Origin of the sequence: Planomonospora antibiotica, assembly GCF_014647955.1 — a bacterium.
Lineage (GTDB): Bacteria > Actinomycetota > Actinomycetes > Streptosporangiales > Streptosporangiaceae > Planomonospora > Planomonospora parontospora.
In genome coordinates, this window is record NZ_BMQE01000013.1 from 146,740 (window position 1) to 163,966 (window position 17,227).

General features: G+C 74.7%; 11 protein-coding genes. 8 read left to right on the forward strand and 3 right to left on the reverse strand.

Annotation, left to right across the window (positions count from 1 at the left end; all coding sequences use genetic code 11):
* Positions 1-377 precede the first annotated feature (377 nt).
* Positions 378-2,042: a septation protein SepH gene (gene sepH / locus IEZ06_RS15080; RefSeq protein WP_189237313.1), complete on the forward strand. Its 1,665-nt coding sequence runs from the start codon at positions 378-380 to the stop codon at positions 2,040-2,042.
* 129 nt (positions 2,043-2,171) lie between these two features.
* Here the strand turns inward: sepH and IEZ06_RS15085 are convergent, their stop codons facing one another.
* The gene (locus IEZ06_RS15085; RefSeq protein ID WP_229798164.1) at positions 2,172-3,746 is read right to left on the reverse strand and encodes a PH domain-containing protein; all 1,575 of its coding nucleotides are present in this window, start codon (positions 3,744-3,746) and stop codon (positions 2,172-2,174) included.
* 119 nt (positions 3,747-3,865) lie between these two features.
* A complete protein-coding gene (locus IEZ06_RS15090) occupies positions 3,866-4,318 on the reverse strand; it encodes a PH domain-containing protein (protein WP_189237314.1) in 453 nt (150 codons plus the stop codon).
* Positions 4,319-4,678: 360 nt separating this feature from the next.
* Between IEZ06_RS15090 and IEZ06_RS15095 the strand changes: the two genes are divergently transcribed.
* A complete protein-coding gene (locus tag IEZ06_RS15095) occupies positions 4,679-5,662 on the forward strand; it encodes an ATP-binding cassette domain-containing protein (protein ID WP_189237315.1) in 984 nt (327 codons plus the stop codon).
* On the forward strand, positions 5,659-6,477 hold the full coding sequence (locus tag IEZ06_RS15100; RefSeq protein ID WP_189237316.1) for an ABC transporter permease: 819 nt from the start codon (positions 5,659-5,661) through the stop codon (positions 6,475-6,477). The genes IEZ06_RS15095 and IEZ06_RS15100 overlap by 4 nt, the downstream gene beginning before the upstream one ends.
* 110 nt (positions 6,478-6,587) lie before the next feature.
* Here the strand turns inward: IEZ06_RS15100 and IEZ06_RS15105 are convergent, their stop codons facing one another.
* Complete coding sequence (locus IEZ06_RS15105; RefSeq protein ID WP_189237317.1) at positions 6,588-9,980, reverse strand: AfsR/SARP family transcriptional regulator; 3,393 nt, start codon at positions 9,978-9,980, stop codon at positions 6,588-6,590.
* A gap of 120 nt (positions 9,981-10,100) precedes the next feature.
* Here IEZ06_RS15105 and IEZ06_RS15110 point away from each other — a divergent pair, with 120 nt between their 5' ends.
* The 5 genes from IEZ06_RS15110 to IEZ06_RS15130 form a co-directional block, all read left to right on the forward strand.
* Positions 10,101-10,667: a YbhB/YbcL family Raf kinase inhibitor-like protein gene (locus IEZ06_RS15110; RefSeq protein ID WP_189237318.1), complete on the forward strand. Its 567-nt coding sequence runs from the start codon at positions 10,101-10,103 to the stop codon at positions 10,665-10,667.
* A gap of 183 nt (positions 10,668-10,850) precedes the next feature.
* A complete protein-coding gene (locus tag IEZ06_RS15115) occupies positions 10,851-12,479 on the forward strand; it encodes a hypothetical protein (RefSeq protein WP_189237319.1) in 1,629 nt (542 codons plus the stop codon).
* Positions 12,480-12,552: 73 nt separating this feature from the next.
* Entirely contained in the window at positions 12,553-14,910 is a 2,358-nt protein-coding gene (locus IEZ06_RS15120) for a SulP family inorganic anion transporter (RefSeq protein WP_189237320.1), read from the forward strand.
* Positions 14,911-14,916: 6 nt separating this feature from the next.
* The gene (locus IEZ06_RS15125; RefSeq protein ID WP_189237321.1) at positions 14,917-15,933 is read left to right on the forward strand and encodes an NAD-dependent epimerase/dehydratase family protein; all 1,017 of its coding nucleotides are present in this window, start codon (positions 14,917-14,919) and stop codon (positions 15,931-15,933) included.
* A gap of 447 nt (positions 15,934-16,380) precedes the next feature.
* Positions 16,381-17,227 (forward strand): hypothetical protein (locus IEZ06_RS15130; RefSeq protein ID WP_229798166.1); only part of this gene is annotated, 847 nt, incomplete at its 3' end.

Below are 17,227 nucleotides of genomic sequence, written 5' to 3' on the forward strand. Positions count from 1 at the left end.
CCGCGCAGGACGCGGCGGAGGACGACAGGGCGCGGGACGGAGCACAGGACGAGGCGGGCGGGGCCGCCCCGCCGGTCGAGCCTTCCTCCCCGTCTTCCCCGCCCTCCTCGCCCCAGGCGCTTCCCGGCTCTTGTGCGAAGTCCGCGACGGGGCCGGAGATTATTCGGAAGAATCCGTCGGGGACCCGAATCCACTGCTCCGCACGAATGTCCTTCAATCGGACGAATAGAGCAAATGTGACTGGCGTCACATCGATGCGAGCCCTCTCCGGCAAGGCTATGTTCGGACATGCCGGGTACGGTGCTGGCAGGCAACCGGCACACGCGAGACACTCAAGGGTCCGGGGGAAGATTGAGCACGACGACGAAGGGACTCGCATGCAGGAGCTCCGACTCGTCGCGGTGAGTGAGGACGGGACCTATCTCGTGCTGGCAACGGCCGGCCGGGGCACCCGGTTCACGCTGCCCGTCGACGACCGGCTCCGTGCTGCCGTCCGCGGCAACTTCTCCCGTCTCGGCCAGTACGAGATCGAAGTGGAGAGCCCGTTGCGCCCCAAGGAGATCCAGGCCCGGATCCGCGCCGGCGAGACCGCCGAGGAGATCGCCACCACGGCGGGCATCCCCGTCGAGCGGGTGCGATGGTTCGAAGGGCCCGTGCTCCAGGAGCGCGAGTACATGGCCCAGCAGGCGCAGCGCTGCACCGTGCGGCTGCCCGACGCCACCGCGCCCGGCCCCACCCTGGGCGAGCTGGTCACCGAGCGGCTGACCCGGCGCGGCGTGCCCGCCGACGAGATCGACTGGGACTCCGCCAAGCGGGAGGACAACCTCTGGCGGATCAAGCTCGGTTTCGTGTGGAACGGCCACACGCGCCACGCCGAATGGCTCTTCGATCCGCGCCGGCGCCACATCACCCCGCACGACGACGAGGCCATGCGCCTGTCCGCCGGCGAGTACGTCGAACCGGCCGAGGACACCACGGTCACGCCGTTCGTGCCCCGGGTGGTGAGCAAGCTCGCCCCGGTCCCCCCGCTGGTTCCCGAGTCGCTGAGCCAGCCGCCCGTGTCGTTCCCCGCCGTGCTGCGCCAGGAGCCGCCGGCCGCCTCCCCGCTCGCCCGGACCCCCGCCGAGTCCGAGCCGGAGCCGCCCCAGGACGAGCCCGGGTTCCCGCCGGTCGCCGCCGACCTTCCCGCCGAGCCGACCGCACCGCCCGCTGCGTACGAGCGTCCGCCGATGCCCCCGCTGCCCGAGGGCTTCGAGGCCCCGCCCATGCTCTCGGTGCCGCCGCTGCGCGCTCCGGACCCCGCCGTCTCCGAGCCGGTCGCGCGGCCCGTCCTCCCCGCCGTGCTCCGGGAGACCGCGACGGCCCCCGAGTCCTCCCCCGCCGCGCGGACGCCGGTCGAGCCGGTCGCGGTGACCGGGGAGACCGGCCCGGCCGAGCTCCCGCCGGTCCCGGCCGCCGAGGCCGCCGGTCCCGGCGAACGCGCCCCCTCCGCCCTGTCCGGGACGGTCGCCTCCGAGCCCGTCACATCCGAGCCCATCACATCCGAGCCGGTCGTGCCCGCCGGGCGCACCGCCGACGACGGCGCCGAGCCCGCACCGCCGGAGCAGGACGCCGGCGGTGAGCCGGTGGAGGCGGAGCTCCCCGCCGCCCCTGCCGCAGCCGCCGCGGCGGCCGGAGCTCCTCCGGGAGCCGCCTCCGCCGCCGAGGTCCCGGAGGCCTCGGCGGAGAGCGCGGAGGAGAGCGGAGCGGTGGAGCCTCCGATCGCCGTGCCCGCCGCCCGGGTCAGCGCGGACCGGCCGCGCGGGAGGGTTCCGGTGACCCCGGTCAAGGAGACCGCCCGGGAGGACGCGGCCGCGGCTCAGCCGATCGAGACCGCGAAGCCCCCGGTGGAGAAGGCCGCGGACAAGCCTCCGGCCGACAAGCCCGCCGAGCCGCCGAAGCCCGCTCCGGCACCGGCCCGTCCGGCGAAGCGCGGCCGGGGGCGGCGCGCGTCCGTGCCGACCTGGGACGAGATCATGTTCGGTGCCCGCCGCCCCGACTGACCGGAGAACCGCCCGGTGCGCCCCCGGGCGCGCCGGAGACGCCCGGAGACGATCCGGTGATCTCGAGGACTCAGGAGCCGGTCGGACGGAGAACGGACCGGGCGGGGGGACACACCGGGCGGAGATGCCTCAGTCGGAGACGACGAACGGCGCGAGCCAGTCGGGCGTCACCTCGGAGACGAAGGCGACGCCCTCCTCCTCCCCGACGTCCAGCGCCGCGTACCCCCCGCTCCCCGCTCCGACTCCGGCCACCACGGTCAGCAGGCCGGCTCTGCGCTGGAACCAGGTCTGGCTGAGCGTCCAGCCGACGACCGCGCGCCGTTCCACCACCGCCTGCGAGCGCCGCAGCGATCCCGACCGCACCGACAGGCGCGAGCCGTCGTAGGCGTGCCCGAGCGAGCGGTAGCGGTCGAGACCGAGCGGGACGCCGAGCAGCGCGAGCGCCAGCGCCGCCGCCACCAGTCCCCACCAGGGGCCGGACCAGGTCAGGGCAGCCGCCAGGGCGCACGCCGCGACCACCACCCACGGGAAGACGGCCCGGAAGAGCCTGCGACGGCGCGCCGCCGGGGGATGCGCCCGCAGGCCGGTCGTGATCGGGCCGACCCCCTCCCCCACCACGTCCAGCGCGACCGCCCGGGGCACCACGGGCAGGAGCTGACCGCGGGTCTGCGAGTCCCCCAGCCCGGTCACGATGGCCCACGCCCTGGCCATTCCCGTCCTGCGCTCGACCAGCCCCTCGACCAGCTCGAACCCGCGCACCCTGCGCCGTTCCAGCGACACGCTCCGGCGGGTGAGCAGGCCCCGCTCCGCGATGAGGTAGCCGTCCCGGGCGCGCAGGGTGAAGTCCCAGTTGAACACGGCGTACATCACCACGCCGATGACCGGGGTGAGGAGCACCAGCAGCACCACGGCGGCGATCAGCAGGGGACGGTGCCCCCACAGCCACTCCGCGGCGCTCCACATGACCCGCCGGTCGACGCCGAGCTCCCCTCCCCACTGGAACGCGGCGCCCACCGCGCCGGCCACCAGCGCGAAGGGGGTGAGCAGGTAGGCCCCCGAGAGGGGACCGTAGGCGAGCCACCTGCGCGGCACCACCAGGAAGATCCGCTCCGGGGTCGTCTCGCCGACCTCGTGGTGGAGCGAGGAGGAGGCGTCGGAGTCCGCCGCCGGGAAGGCGGGGAGGGCTCCGCCGCCCGCCTCCGCACCGCCGGATGCCGTCGCGACGGGATCCGGGAACCCGGTCTCCGCGGGTTCGGGCGCGGTCCTGGCGCGCCGCGCCAGGCGGGCCCGGGCGTGCCAGAGCAGTACGGCCTTGAGCCGCTCCGCCTCGGCCTCGGTCACCCCGTCGAGCTCCCCCTCCTGCTTCTCGTCGCCGCCCGCCCCGGTGTCGATCCGGAGGACGGCGATGCCGAGCAGGCGGTGCAGCGGCGGGTGGCTGACGTCGACGCCGCGGATCCGCTCCAGCGGGACCGTCCGTACCGACCGGCTGACCAGGGCCCGGGTGAGCTCCAGCCGGTCGCCGACGACCTGGTAGGTGAAGGTCGCCCAGCGGACGGCGGAGTAGACGACCGAGCCGACGACGCCGAGCGCCGCCCAGGCGAACGAGCCCGACGAGAACCCTCCGAGGAACAGGACGCCGACCAGGGGCAGGAAGAGCGAGGGCAGCATCCGGATCGGATCGGTCAGCAGCACCTTCGGGCTCAACCGCAGCGCCCGGGCGACCGGCGGCGGCCCTCCGGGGCCGGGCGGGCCGGGATCCGCAGGCCCGTGACCGGGGAGCCCTGCCCCCGGAGGCCCGGGGTCCGGCAGGGGCGAGGGTCCGGTCATGTCGCGTCGTCCCTCAGTTCCTCGGCTCTGCGGGCGAGTGCCTCCGCGAGCCCCGCGGCCACCCCGTAGTCGAGGCCCTTGATCGTGGACGACCCCGCGTGGGAGGCCGTACGGATCTCGACCGTGGCCAGGCCGAGCAGGCGCTCGAACCAGCCCTGGGCCTTGTCCACCGTCTGGATCCGGCTGACCGGGACGAACACCCAGTCCCTGCTGAGCCATCCGGACCGCGCGTAGACCACGTCCCCGGTGAGCTCCCAGCGGTGCACCGCGTAGCGCCAGAGGGACTCGGTGACGGTCAGCACCGCGAGGACGGCCCCCACCGCCCACGGGAGCCACCCGATCTCGCCCACGATCCAGCCGGGCAGCCAGGACCAGCGGGCGTCCCCGATCCAGCCCGCCAGAAGGACGGAGCCGGCGACCAGGAGCACCGTCCAGACGGCTCCCTCCATCAGCCACAACGTGATCGCCTTGCGGGAGACGCGGTTGGCGGGGTCCCTCAGGGGGACGCGTCCGGACCCCGGCGCCGGCCGGACTCGGCCTCCGGTCCGGCCCGGCGGCTCCGTCACGTTCGTGACGTCCCCGTTCGTATCGGTTTGGTCGCTCACAACGCCAGCCTAGACGGTCGCGTTCCGGCGGCCGGAGCGCCGCCGTACCGGCACCCTCGCGGTGATCCGGCGGCGGTCCTCTCAGCGATCCGCCAGTGATCCGTCAGCCCCTCTCCCGCCGTCACCGGTGCCGTCAGCGCCGGCTCAGGAAAGTGTCAGTGGCGACCGGCACCCTGGGAGGGCACACGACGAAGGGAACCGATCATGCAGCATGCCATCCGGGCGGAGGGCCTGGTGAAACGCTACGGGGAGACCCGGGCACTCGACGGGGTCGATCTCGTCGTCCCGCAGGGACGCCTGCTGGGCGTCCTGGGGCCGAACGGGGCGGGCAAGACCACCGCGGTGCGGATCCTCGCGACGCTCCTCCGCCCCGACGAGGGCAGGGCCACGGTCGGGGGGTTCGACGTGGTGCGCCAGGCCCACCAGGTGCGCTCGCTCATCGGCCTCACGGGCCAGTACGCCGCGGTGGACGAGATGCTCACCGGCGTGGAGAACCTGGTCATGATCGGCCGCCTCCTCGGCATGTCGAGGGCCGACTCCCGGCGACGGGCCGCCGAGCTGCTGGAGCGGTTCGCCCTCTCCGACGCGGGCGGCCGGGCCACCAAGACCTACTCGGGCGGCATGCGCCGCCGTCTGGACCTGGCGGCGAGCCTGGTCGGGCGGCCGCAGGTGCTCTTCCTCGACGAGCCCACCACCGGCCTCGACCCCCGCAGCCGGACGGAGCTGTGGAGCGTCGTGCGCGGCCTGATGGCCGACGGGGTGTCGGTGCTGCTCACCACCCAGTACCTCGAGGAGGCCGACCAGCTCGCCGACGACATCGTGGTCTTCGACCACGGCAGGGTGATCGCCTCGGGCACCTCCGACGAGCTGAAGGCGACCACCGGCGCGCAGATCCTTGAGGTCCGGCCGCTCAAGCCCGCCGACCTCGACCTGGTCTCCCAGGTCGTCGCCGACGTCATCGGCGAGGCCCCCGACCTGACCGGCGGCAGGGCCACCGCCTCGGTGCACGACCCGGCGGTCGTGCCCGCGATCGTCCGCCGCCTCGACGACCTGGGCGTCGTCGCCACCGAGCTGGCGCTGCGCAAGTCCAGCCTGGACGAGGTGTTCCTGGCCCTCACCGGCCACCGGGCCGAAGAGGAGCCCGTCACGGAGAAGGCGGCCCCGGCGAAGGAAGAGGTTCCGGCATGACGGCGATGACGACGACCGCGGCTCCGGCGGTGGCGGCCCCGGCCGGGCACGTCGGCCCGCTGGCCACGCTCCGGCAGACGATGACGCTGGCCTGGCGCAGCCTGGTCCAGGTCAAGCACAACCCCTGGGAGCTGCTCGACCTGAGCATCCAGCCCATCATGTTCCTGCTGCTGTTCACCTACGTGTTCGGCGGCGCGATCTCCGGTTCGACGGGCGACTACCTGCAGTTCGCCCTGCCGGGCCTGCTCGTGCAGAACGCCCTGTTCTACACCCTGTCCACCGCGATCGGGCTGAACACCGACATCACCAAGGGCGTCTTCGACCGCCTCAGGAGCCTGCCGATCGCGCGGACCGCGCCGCTGTCCGGCCGGATCATCGCCGACACGGCCAAGCAGGTGTGGGCCTTCGCGCTGCTCGTCGGCTTCGGCATGGTGCTGGGGTTCCGGGTCGAGACGAGCGTGCTCGGCCTGCTGGGCGCCCTGGCGCTGCTGGTGGTGGTCGCCCTGGCCATGTCGTGGATGTCGGTGCTGATCGGACTCAAGGCCTCCAGCCCGGAGAAGGTGCAGATGATCTCCTTCTCCACCATGATGCCGCTGACGTTCACCAGCAGCGCGCTGGTGCCGTCGCAGACCTTCCCCGAGTGGCTGAAGGTCTGGTCCGACATCAACCCGGTCACGCACCTGGCCGACGCCATCCGCGGCCTGCTGATCGGCGGCGAGGTCGCCCACGCCTCGATGATCTCCCTGCTCTGGGCGGCCGGGTTCGCCGTGGTCTTCGCGCCCCTGGCGATCCGGGCCTTCCGCGTCCGGGTGTGACGCCCTCCCGCCGTGGGGGGCGGGAGGCCCGGAACCGGGAGCGGGGGCCGGGAGCCGGGTGCGAGGGCCCGGAGCCGGAAGCCGGGTGCGAGGGCCCGGAGCCGCGGCCCCTACCGCGAGGCGGCCGGCAGCTGCGGCGGGAGCCGGCCCGCCAGGGAGACGACGCCCTCGCGGGACAGCGCGCGGCCGCGCCCGTAGTGGAGGGAGAACCCCTCCTCGCCGAGCGCGGCCCTGGTGCGTCCGGTGATCCGCACATGGTCGAAGTCGACCACCGCCTCGACCCCCCGGACGGTCGCGGCCCCGCCGAGCAGCGACGCCGCGCCGGCCGGGTCGCCCTCCGACAGGACCAGGCCGGACAGGCCGATCAGCGCCATGCCGAGCGCGCCCGCGTCCGTCGAGCCCGCCGCCTGCTCCAGCGCCGCCTCCAGCAGGCGGCGGGCGCGGGCGAGGTCCCCCTCCTGCTCGGCCAGCAGACCGAGTGAGACATTGATCATCGCTCTGACCTGCACCGGCATGCTGGGCTCGGTCTCCACCATCCGCAGGGCGTCCGCGTAGTAGCGCCTGGCCTCGGCGAAGTCGCCGGCCTCGCGGGCGAAGTCCCCCCGGGCGGCGAGCAGCGACATCCCGCCGACCCGGTCGCCGTTGCGCAGGGCGAAGCGGAGCGACTCCTCCAGCAGCTCCCTGGCCGTCTCCCGGTCGCCCATCAGGTTGAGCGCGAACGCGAGTCTGCCCCGCATGTAGGCGAGCTCGTCGACCGCGGCGATCTCCTCCAGGACGGCGATGGCCTCGCGCAGCCTCTCCAGCCCCCTCTCCGGCTCACCGCGCAGGAAGTCCAGCTCCCCCAGCACCGCCAGCGCGTTGCCGGTGCCCCAGCGCTCGCCGAGCCGGCGGAAACCGTCCAGGCAGGCCAGCATCTCCGCCTCGCAGGCGTCGAGCCGGCCCGCGGCGAGCTGCTCGGCCCCGAGGAACAGGTGGAGCAGGGCCCTCACCCACGGGTCGGGATGGGCGGACATCTCGTCGAGGTGACCGTCGTCCGGGGTGGCGCCCAGGAAGAGCGCGACGATCGGGCCCGCCAGCGCGACCAGCGGATGCCAGGGCGGCGGGACCTCCTCCCTCGCCAGCCGGATCGCCTCGGCCAGTTCGGCCCGCGCGGCGTCGAGTGCGATCCCCGCGCCGACCGCGTTGATCCCGTACGCCGACCGGGCCAGGGCGAGCGGCCCGGGGTCGGCGCCGCCCGCCTTGCCGAGCACCTCACGTGCCCGGTGGGCGCCCTCGGTCCGGTGACCGCGCAACCACCAGTACCAGCCCAGCGCGCCGACCAGCCGCAGCGCCAGATCTACGCGGCCCTCCTCGGCGGCCCAGCGCAGCGCCGCCGACAGGTTGTCGTGCTCGCCCGCCATCTCGGCGAGGCAGGCCGCCTGCCGCCGGTCGCGGAGTCCCGGATCGGCCGCCTCCGCCAGCTCGGTGAAGTGGACGGCGTGCGCCAGCCGCAGCCGTTCCCGCTCGCCCGAGGCCGCCAGCCGCTCGGCGGCGTACGCGCGGATCGTCTCCAGCATCCGGTAGCGGGGCACCGGATCGTGGCCCGCCACCGCCACCAGCGATTTGTCGACCAGGCGGGCCAGCACGTCGAGCACGTCACCCCGCGGCAGTCCCTCCCCGGCGCAGATCCGTTCGGCGGCCTCCAGGGCGATGCCCCCGGTGAAGACGGACAGGCGGCGCAGCAGCGTCCGCTCCGGCTCGTCCAGCAGGTCCCAGCTCCACTCCACCACCGCGCGCAGCGTCTGGTGCCGGGGCAGCGCCGTACGGCTGCCGCCGGTCAGGAGGCGGAACCGGTCGTCGAGGCGGTGGGCGATCTGCCCGGCGGACAGGGACCGCAGGCGGGCCGCGGCCAGCTCGATGGCGAGCGGCATGCCGTCGAGCTCACGGCAGATCCGCACCACCGCCTCGATCTCCGCCTCGGGGCGGTAACCGGGACGGACCGTCGCGGCGCGCTCGGCGAACAGGCGGACCGCCGGATAGTCCGGCGCGGCGTCGGCCGGGCCGCCGTCCGTGCCGCCGGCCGGAGGCGGGATCTCCAGCGGCGGCACCGGCCAGGTCAGCTCACCGGTGATGCCGAGAGGCTCGCGGCTCGTGGCCAGGACCCGCACGTCGGGGCAGTCGGCGAGCACGCGGTCGGCGAGCCGCGCCGCCGCCTCGATCAGGTGCTCGCAGTTGTCCAGGACGATCAGCAGCCGTTTCTCCGCCAGGGCCGAGAGCAGGCGGGAGAGCGGATCGCGGGCCGGCGGGGGGAGGGCCCCGGGCCGCACGAGCGGGCCGTCGCGCAGCTCCAGCGCCGAGAACACGGTCTGCGGCACCTCCGCGGGATCCGCCACCGGGGCGAGCTCCGCCAGCCACACCCCGTCCGGCAGCCCTCCGGCCACCGCCTCGGCCGTCTCGACCGCCAGCCTGCTCTTGCCCGCGCCGCCGGGGCCGAGCAGGGTGACCAGCCGGTACCGGGCGAGCAGTTCCGCCGTGCGGGCCACGTCGTGATCCCGCCCGACGAAGCTGGTGAGCCTGGCCCTCAGGTTGCCCCGCCGCGGGGACCCCGCCGCTCCCGGCGCGGGTGCGGATCCCCGGCCGGCCACGGCATCGACCGCCGGAGCGGGCACGGCCCCGGACGCCGGGCGGGGCGCACGGCCGGGACCGGGCGCGGACGCCGGGCGGGGCGTTCCGCCGGGTACGGGCGCGGACGGGGGCTCGGGGACGGGCGTGCGCTCTCTCCCGTCCACCGGTTCCCCGCGCAGCATGGACAGGTGGAGATCGGCCAGGCCGGGTGAGGGGTCGGCGCCGAGTTCCTCGGCGAAGAGCGCGCGAGCGTCCTCGAACGCGGCCAGCGCCTCGACCCGGCGGCCCGAGCCGTACAGCGCGCGCATGAACTGGCCGCGCAGCCGCTCGCGGAACGGGTGGGCGGCGATCAGCGCGGGCAGTTCGGCGGCCAGGCCGGTCTCCCGGCCGAGCAGCAGGTCGGCCTCGATCCGATCCTCCAGCGCGGCCAGGCGCAGGGCCTCCAGCCGGGCGAGGGCGGAGGCGGCGATCTCGTCACCGCCCAGGTCCGCCAGGGCCGGCCCCCGCCACAGCTCCAGCGCGGCGCGGAGCGTGGCCGCCGCCTCCGCCGGGGAGCCCGCGCCGAGAGCGGCCCGGCCCTTGGCCGCCAGCCGGGCGAACCGGTGCGCGTCCACCTGCTCGGGGCCGGCGGCCAGCCGGTAACCGGTCGCCGTCGCCTCGACGAGACCCCGCGGGTCGCCCAGCACCGCGCGGAGGCGGGAGACCAGGGCCTGCAACGCGTTCGTCACCGCGGCCGGAGGCCGGTCCCCCCAGACCCCCGCGACCAGCCGGTCCGTCGGTACGGTCCGCCCGGCGTCGAGGGCCAGCAGGCAGAGGAGGGCCCGCAGGCGCCGGCCGGTGATCTCCACGGCCTCACCGCGGCGGTGGATCTCCAGGGGTCCGAGGACGGCGAAATTCACCTCGGCACTCCCCCTCACCCCGTCCATCCATTGATTCTGTCTGATTCCGGGACGTTTCCGAGCCGTGGAACCTCGCGATCCGGTCGGTGCACCTTCCAGATCCGCGTAGCATCATCGGGCATGGGGAAGTCGAACACGTCTACACGCGCGCGCCGGACCGTCATGACGACGGTGTCCGCGGCGCTCGTCGTCGTCTCCTCCGGTTGCGGCATGGTCGGCAGCGCCGCCTCCGCCGAGCGGCTCCAGCTGGAACCGCTCAGCGTCTCAAGCCCCACGCTGCGGGACGGTGGCCCCCTGCCGTCCGACTACTCCTGCCGCGGCTCGGTCGGCAACCCGCCGCTGCGATGGTCGCGGGTGCCCGAGGACGCGAAGTCCGTGGCGATCGTGGTCGACAACGACAACGCCCAGGCCGGTGCCGAGGTGCACTGGGTGGTGTTCGACATCAACCCGCGCACGAACGAGCTGGCCGAGAGCACGCTCCCCCCCGGAGCCGTGGAGGGCAGCACGACCAACGGCAAAGTGGGCTATGCGCCTCCGTGCCTGCCTCAGGAGAACTATCGTTTCACTGTCTACGCGCTCAACGGGAAGGTCGAGCTCGCGAAGGGTGCCCCCCTCTCCGCGACCCTGAAGAGCATCGCGGACAAGACGATCGCCTGGGGACGGCTGACCGCGACGCACATCGAGTGACGAGCTGAGCACCGGAGGTAGTAATGGTTACCGATTCTTCACTTAGGGTGTGACAACGCTCATAGTGGTCCGACACAATCAGATCCAATGTCCGAGCGCAGGTGATCACAGGGGGCAGGTCGCGTCGATGGCCGCGCGACCTCACCGGCGCCGCTGGGAGGCCATGGCCTTGAAGGTGGTGCAATGATCCTGGTCATAGTGGGCCTGGTGGCCGTCGTGCTCCTCGTACTGGTCGTCGTGGCCATGGGAATGCGGTCGATGAACCGCAGGGAGAGCGCACTCCCCGCGGAACGCCTGCGGGAGATGGCCGAGAAGGAGGCGTCGACGCCTACGCGGTCCATCGACGACTTCGCGACCCGTGAACCCAAGATGGACCATTTCACGCCGGACCTCTCCCCGTTCGACGAGCCCAAACCCCGTCCGCCGCGCCCGACGGGCGCCCGCGGCAAGCGCGGCGTGAACGAGTTCGGCGAGCCCGACGACTACGACGACGACTACTGGACGCGGCTCCAGGCGGACGACGGCGGCTTCGGCGGCTCCCTCGGGGCCAAGATGGGCGCCAGCCGCCCCGTCGAGCAGCCCGACCGCCCGGAGGTCGACGCCGACGCGGTGACCGTGCAGGCCCCCCTGCCGAACAGGTCCCGCCCCGGCCGGTCCGCGCCGGTCCCCCCGGCTGCTCCCCCCGCCCCCGCCCCCGCCCCCGCCGTCGCCTCGGCGTCCCTGCCTTCGGGCCTCAGCGACCTGGTCGAGCCGGTCCAGCCGAACCCGGCCCCCAGCGCCGCTTCGCTGGCCGAGCAGAAGACCGTCACCTTCGCCGCGCCGACCCCCGGCACCTTCGGCGACGGCCGCACCCCGCGGTCCGGTTCCCGCCGGAGCAACCGTTCGTCCTCGTCGAGCGCCCCGGGCGGCGCGGGCGGCTCCCGGACCGGCGGCCCGGCGCGCCCGGACCCGCTGAACGACCCGCTCGGCGGCTCCTACCCGCGCGGCACCGCCCCTTCCACCGCCCCCGGCGGCCCGGTCCCCCCGTCCGGTCCCGCCGCCCCCGGCGACCCGGCCACGACCGGCGGGCGGAGCCCGGCGCCCGGTCCGATCACCGGCGAGGCCGCGGCGATGCCCCCCCTGGGCCCCACCACCAGCGGCGGTTTCCCCGCCATGTCCCCGGTGCCCCCCGCGACCTCGGCCTCCCCGGCGACGGACCCGCTCTCCTCCCCCTACGGCACGACGCCCCCGGCAACCCCGGCGCCCCCCGTCGCCGACAATCCCTGGGCCAAGGCCACGGCCCCCGACTCCGGCGGCTGGGCCGCGATGAACACGGCCGACATCCTGGACGACCCCGCCCCCGGCTACGGCTCGTACCAGACACCCGTCTACAGCGCCCCTCCCGCCGCCCCCTCCTACGAGGTGAGCCCCGGCTGGGCGACCATCGACGACGACGTGCTCACCGGTCCGAGCCCCGCGATCTCGACTCCGACGGGCCCGTCCCGGGTCGTCGCCCCCTACGACGACCTCCCGGCGGGAGCCTCCGGCCCCGCGACCGGCGGGGGTTACGGCTACGAGACCGGCCGGTACGCCTCTCCCGCCAACCCCGTCGCCTGGCCCGAGCCGGCCCCCGCGGGTCCCGCCGGCGGTCCTCTCGCAGGCCCCGCCACGGGTGCCGCCGCCGGGAGCGCGAGCTGGCCCAGTTACGGCGATCTCTACGGCGCCACCGCCGAGACCGCCGCGGCCCCCGACGGTCCCAGCCGCGCGGGTTCACGGGGCGGCCACCACCGCAGCCAGGACCAGGATCAGGACTACCCCGACTATTACCGCTGATTTCCTCCGTCATCCGTAAAGGCCTCCGGTAACCACCCCCGCCGCCGGAGGCCTTCGGCATAAGGTCTGTCCCATGGGGACGGACACGAAGAGTGACTCATCGACCACTCCAGGTGGTCTCACCTCCGTGCTACGGCACGACCTGCCCGCCTCCCTGGTGGTCTTCCTGGTGGCGGTGCCCCTCTGCCTGGGCATCGCCGTCGCCTCGGGGGCGCCTCTGGCGGCCGGGCTCGTCGCCGGTGCGGTCGGTGGCGTCGTGGCGGGCCTCCTCGGCGGCTCGGCCGTCCAGGTGAGCGGTCCCGCCGCCGGACTCGCCCTGGTGGTCGCCGATCTCGTCACACGGTACGGCTGGCGCGCCACCTGCATGATCACCCTGATGGCGGGCGGGCTCCAGCTCCTCCTGGGGGTCTTCCGGGTCGCCCGCGCGGCCCTGGCCGTCTCCCCGGCCGTGGTGCACGGCATGCTCGCCGGCGTCGGCGTGGTGATCGCCCTGTCCCAGCTGCACGTGGTCCTCGGCGGCGCCCCGCAGTCCTCGGCGGTCGAGAACCTCGCCGAGCTCCCCCGGCAGATCGCGGACCACCACGGCCCTCCGGTCTTCGCCGGGCTGCTGACCATCGCGGTCCTGGCCGCCTGGACCCGGCTGCCGCAACGGCTCCGGGTCGTCCCCGCCCCGTTGGCGGCCCTCGCCACCGCCTCCGTGACCGCCGTGGTGCTCGGCTGGGACGTCACCCGGATCGACCTCTCGGTGGGCCTGAGCGAGTGGTCGGCCCCGGCCTGGCCCCTGGGCGACTGGCACGGGATCGCCACCGCGGTGCTGCTCGTCGCCCTGCTCGCCGGGGTGGAGTCCCTGCTCTGCTCGGTGGCGGTCGACAAGCTGCACGACGGCAGGCGCGCCGATCTCGACAAGGAGCTGACCGCCCAGGGCGTGGCCAACATGGTGAGCGGCGTGCTGGGCGGCCTGCCCGTCGCCGGGGTCATCGTGCGCAGCACCGCCAACGCCCGCGCCGGAGCGCGCAGCCGCTGGTCGGCGACCTTGCACGGCGGCTGGATCCTGCTGTTCGCGCTCGGCCTGGGCTGGAGCGTCGCCTTCATCCCCATGGAGGCGCTGGCCGCGCTGCTGGTCTTCATCGGCGTCCAGATGGTCAACGTCGGGCATGTCCGCAACCTGCGCGGCCACGGTGAGGTGCCGGTCTACTTCGTCACCCTCGCCGGCGTGGTGCTGCTCGGCCTCGCCGAGGGCGTGCTGCTCGGCCTGGGGCTCGCCGCACTGCTGGCGCTGCGCCGCCTCACCTGGGTGACCGTGCGCGCCGCGCCGGAGGCCGACGGCCGCTGGCACGTGCTGATCGGCGGCTCGCTGACCTTCCTCGGCGTGCCCCGGCTCACCTCGGAGCTGCGCGCCATCCCGGCGGGGACCGCGGTCGACCTCGATCTCAACATCGACTTCATGGACAACGCGGCCTTCGAGGCCGTCCACACCTGGCGGCAGAACCACGAACGCGGCGGCGGCACCGTGGACATCGACGAGATCCACGACGAGTGGTACGCCATGGCCGCCAGCGGCGCCCGGATGTTCCCGGCCAAGACCCCGCCGGTGGCCCCGGACCGCTGGTGGCTGCCCTGGTCCCACCGGCGCCGGAGCCGGCCGATGTCCGCCGGCGGCCTGATCCCGGTCCGTCACGCGTCCGGCGGCGCCCCCGGCGACGGGGCCACCGGCGACCCCGGCGGTCCCGCCGTACCCGACCTGCTGGCCGGCGCCCGGGAGTTCCACCGCCGTACGGCGCCGCTGGTCCGCCCGGTGCTGCACGGCATGGCCCGCAAGCAGGAGCCCTCCCACCTCTTCATCACCTGCGCCGACTCCCGCATCGTGCCGAACCTCATCACCGCCAGCGGCCCCGGCGACCTGTTCACCGTCCGCAACATCGGCAACCTGGTCCCGCGCCGGGGGGCGGCGCCCGCGGACCACTCCGTCGCCGCCTCGATCGAGTACGCCACCGGCGTGCTCGACGTCCGGACCATCACGGTCTGCGGCCATTCCGGTTGCGGAGCCATGGCGGCGCTGCTCGACGGCGGCGGGAAGACCGCCGAGCTGCCCGGCCTCGGCCACTGGCTGCGGCACGGCGCCCCCAGCCTGGCCCGGTTCGTCTCCACCGGGGGCGACGACGCCGGGAGCGGCCCGCTCGACCGGCTCTGCAGGGTCAACGTGATCCAGCAGCTGGAGAACCTCCGCACCCACCCCGAGGTGGACAGGCGCGTGCGCGCCGGACGCCTGGAGCTGGTGGGCCTGTACTTCGACATCGGCGCCGCCAGGGTCCACGTCCTCGACCACTCCCCCGCCTCCGCCGACGACGCCCCCGGCCGCTCCGCTCTCGGCGTACGGCTTGCGCCGGAGGTGAAACAGGCTGTCCTTCCGCCCGGACGGCACGAACAATGAGACGCCATGAGAACTCTGATCATCGGCGGTTCGGTGTTCCTCGGCCGGGCGATCACCGAGGAGGCGCTGCGGCGCGGACACGAGGTGACGACGTTCAACCGGGGCAGGAGCGGCGAGGACCTGCCCGGCGTCGAAGCCGTCAGGGGTGACCGCGAGTCCCCCGAGGACCTCGCGCGGCTCGCGCACGGCCGGGAGTGGGACGCCGTCGTCGACGTCTGCGGGTTCGTCCCCCGCGTCGTCGGCGACTCGGTCCGCGCGCTCAACGGGAAGGCCGCCACCTACGCCTTCGTCTCCAGCATCTCGGCCTGCTCCCTCTGGCCGGCGAAGGGCCCGACCGACGAGGACTCGCCCCGGTTCGAGTGCGCCCCCGACGCCGGACCGGACGACGGCGACTACGGCACGCTCAAGGCGGGCTGCGAGCGCGCGGTGGAGCAGGGCTTCGACGGCCACTCCCTGATCGTCGAGCCGGGCCTCATCCTCGGCCCGCACGAGAACGTCGGCCGCCTGCCCTGGTGGCTGACCCGGATGGCGCGCGGCGGGAAGGTGCTCGCGCCGGGCGATCCCGGGGTCGAGATGCAGATCATCGACGCGCGCGACCTCGCCGCCTTCACCCTGTCGCAGGCCGAGGCGGGCACGCAGGACCGGTTCTTCGCCGCCGGGGTCCGCGACGGCCTCACCTACGGCGGTTTCCTGGAGGAGTGCCGGGCGGCGACCGGATCGTCCGCCGAGCTCGTCTGGATCGACGACCGCTTCCTGCTCGACCACGGGGTGCAGCCGTGGACCGAGCTGCCGCTCTGGGCCCCCGGCATCCCCGAGCTGGCGGGCGTGTGGCTGCCCTCCTCGGCCAGGGCGGTGGCCGCCGGACTGACCTGCCGACCGGTCGCGGAGACCGTCCGCGACACCTGGGCCTGGCTGCGCGACGTCCCGGAGGAGCGGCGGTCCTTCGGCACCGAGCGCATGCGGCACGGCATCGACCCCGGCAAGGAGGCCGAGATCCTGGCCGCGTGGGAGCGGCGGGCCTGAGAGGAGCGGAATCCCGCCGCATGGGAACAGCGGGCCTGAGGAGAGCGGGATCCCGCCGCGCGGGAGCGGCGGGCCTGAGTGCATTTCTCCGCAGACGCATCTCGCCCTGCCCGCCTAGGTTGGCCGGTGTCCGGCCTCGTTCCCCCGAATGCCGGACCGCGGCCGGCGCTCCCTGGGCCGTGGGCGGAGGGCGGCCGGGAGGTGCCGGCCGCCCTCCGCCGTCCGACGGGACGGCCCCTGAGCACGTACGGCCGGCGACGTCGTCCCCGTTCTTCGTCAGCTCCTCCGTTCCGCTGCCGATGAGGGATCCGCCGGACCGGAGGAGCCTCCAGGTGATCCCGTCCGGCGGTCGCACGGCACCCCCTCGGCACCCGCCGTGCTCGCGCCGTACCGCCGGGAGGCCGTTCCGGCACCCGGTTCCAGCGCATGGTGATCGAGGAAGGGAACATGAGCCGGACATCGCGTGGCACGGTCGCCGCCGCCTGCTCGCGCCTCGCGCGCGAGCCGTACGGCCGGCCGGTGTTCCTCGCGGTCGCGGGCCTGCTCGCGCTGGCCACCCCGCTGTTCTCCCCGCCCCTGGACGTGCTGCCCTGGGTGCTGCTGCAGGGGGTCGCGGCGCTGGCCGTCGTCTCCGGGATCCGCCGGCACCGCCTGGGCCGTCAGTGGCCGTGGCGGCTGCTGGCCACGGGCAGCGTCATGAACTGGCTGACGACCACGCTGGTCTGGGCCGTCGGCTGGGTCTGGCTGGAGATCCCCGGCGCCATGAGCGTCTACAGCACCCTGGTGGTGGTCTGCTACTCCTTCGGCCTGCCCGCCCTGGTGCTGCTGAGCAGGCAGCGGAGCCGTTCGCTCCGGGCCGCGCTGCTGGACGCCGCCATCATCACCGTCGGCGTGGCCATGCCCTTCTGGACGTTCTTCATCGACCCGGTGGTCGACCGCAGCGGCTACGCCGGCGCGCAGCTCGCCCTGGCACTCGCCACCCCGGTCATCGACCTGTTCCTGCTCGGCCTGGTCGCACGGCTGGCGCTGGCCAGGGGCCGGGGTCCGTGGCTGCTCCTGCTCAGCGCCGCCCAGGGCGCCCTGTTCGTCGCCGACAGCGCGCGGCTGCTCGACCTGGCGACGGGCCGGCCGTCCGGCGCGGTCACCACGGTCGCCTGGCTGGGCGCCTCGATCCTCATCGGCGGCGCCGCGCTGCACCCCAGCGTGGCCCGCACCTCCCCGGCGTTCTCCGAGGTCTCCAGCCGGGCGCGGGCCGCCACGTTCCTGGCCCTGGCCCTGCTCGGCCCCCTGGCCT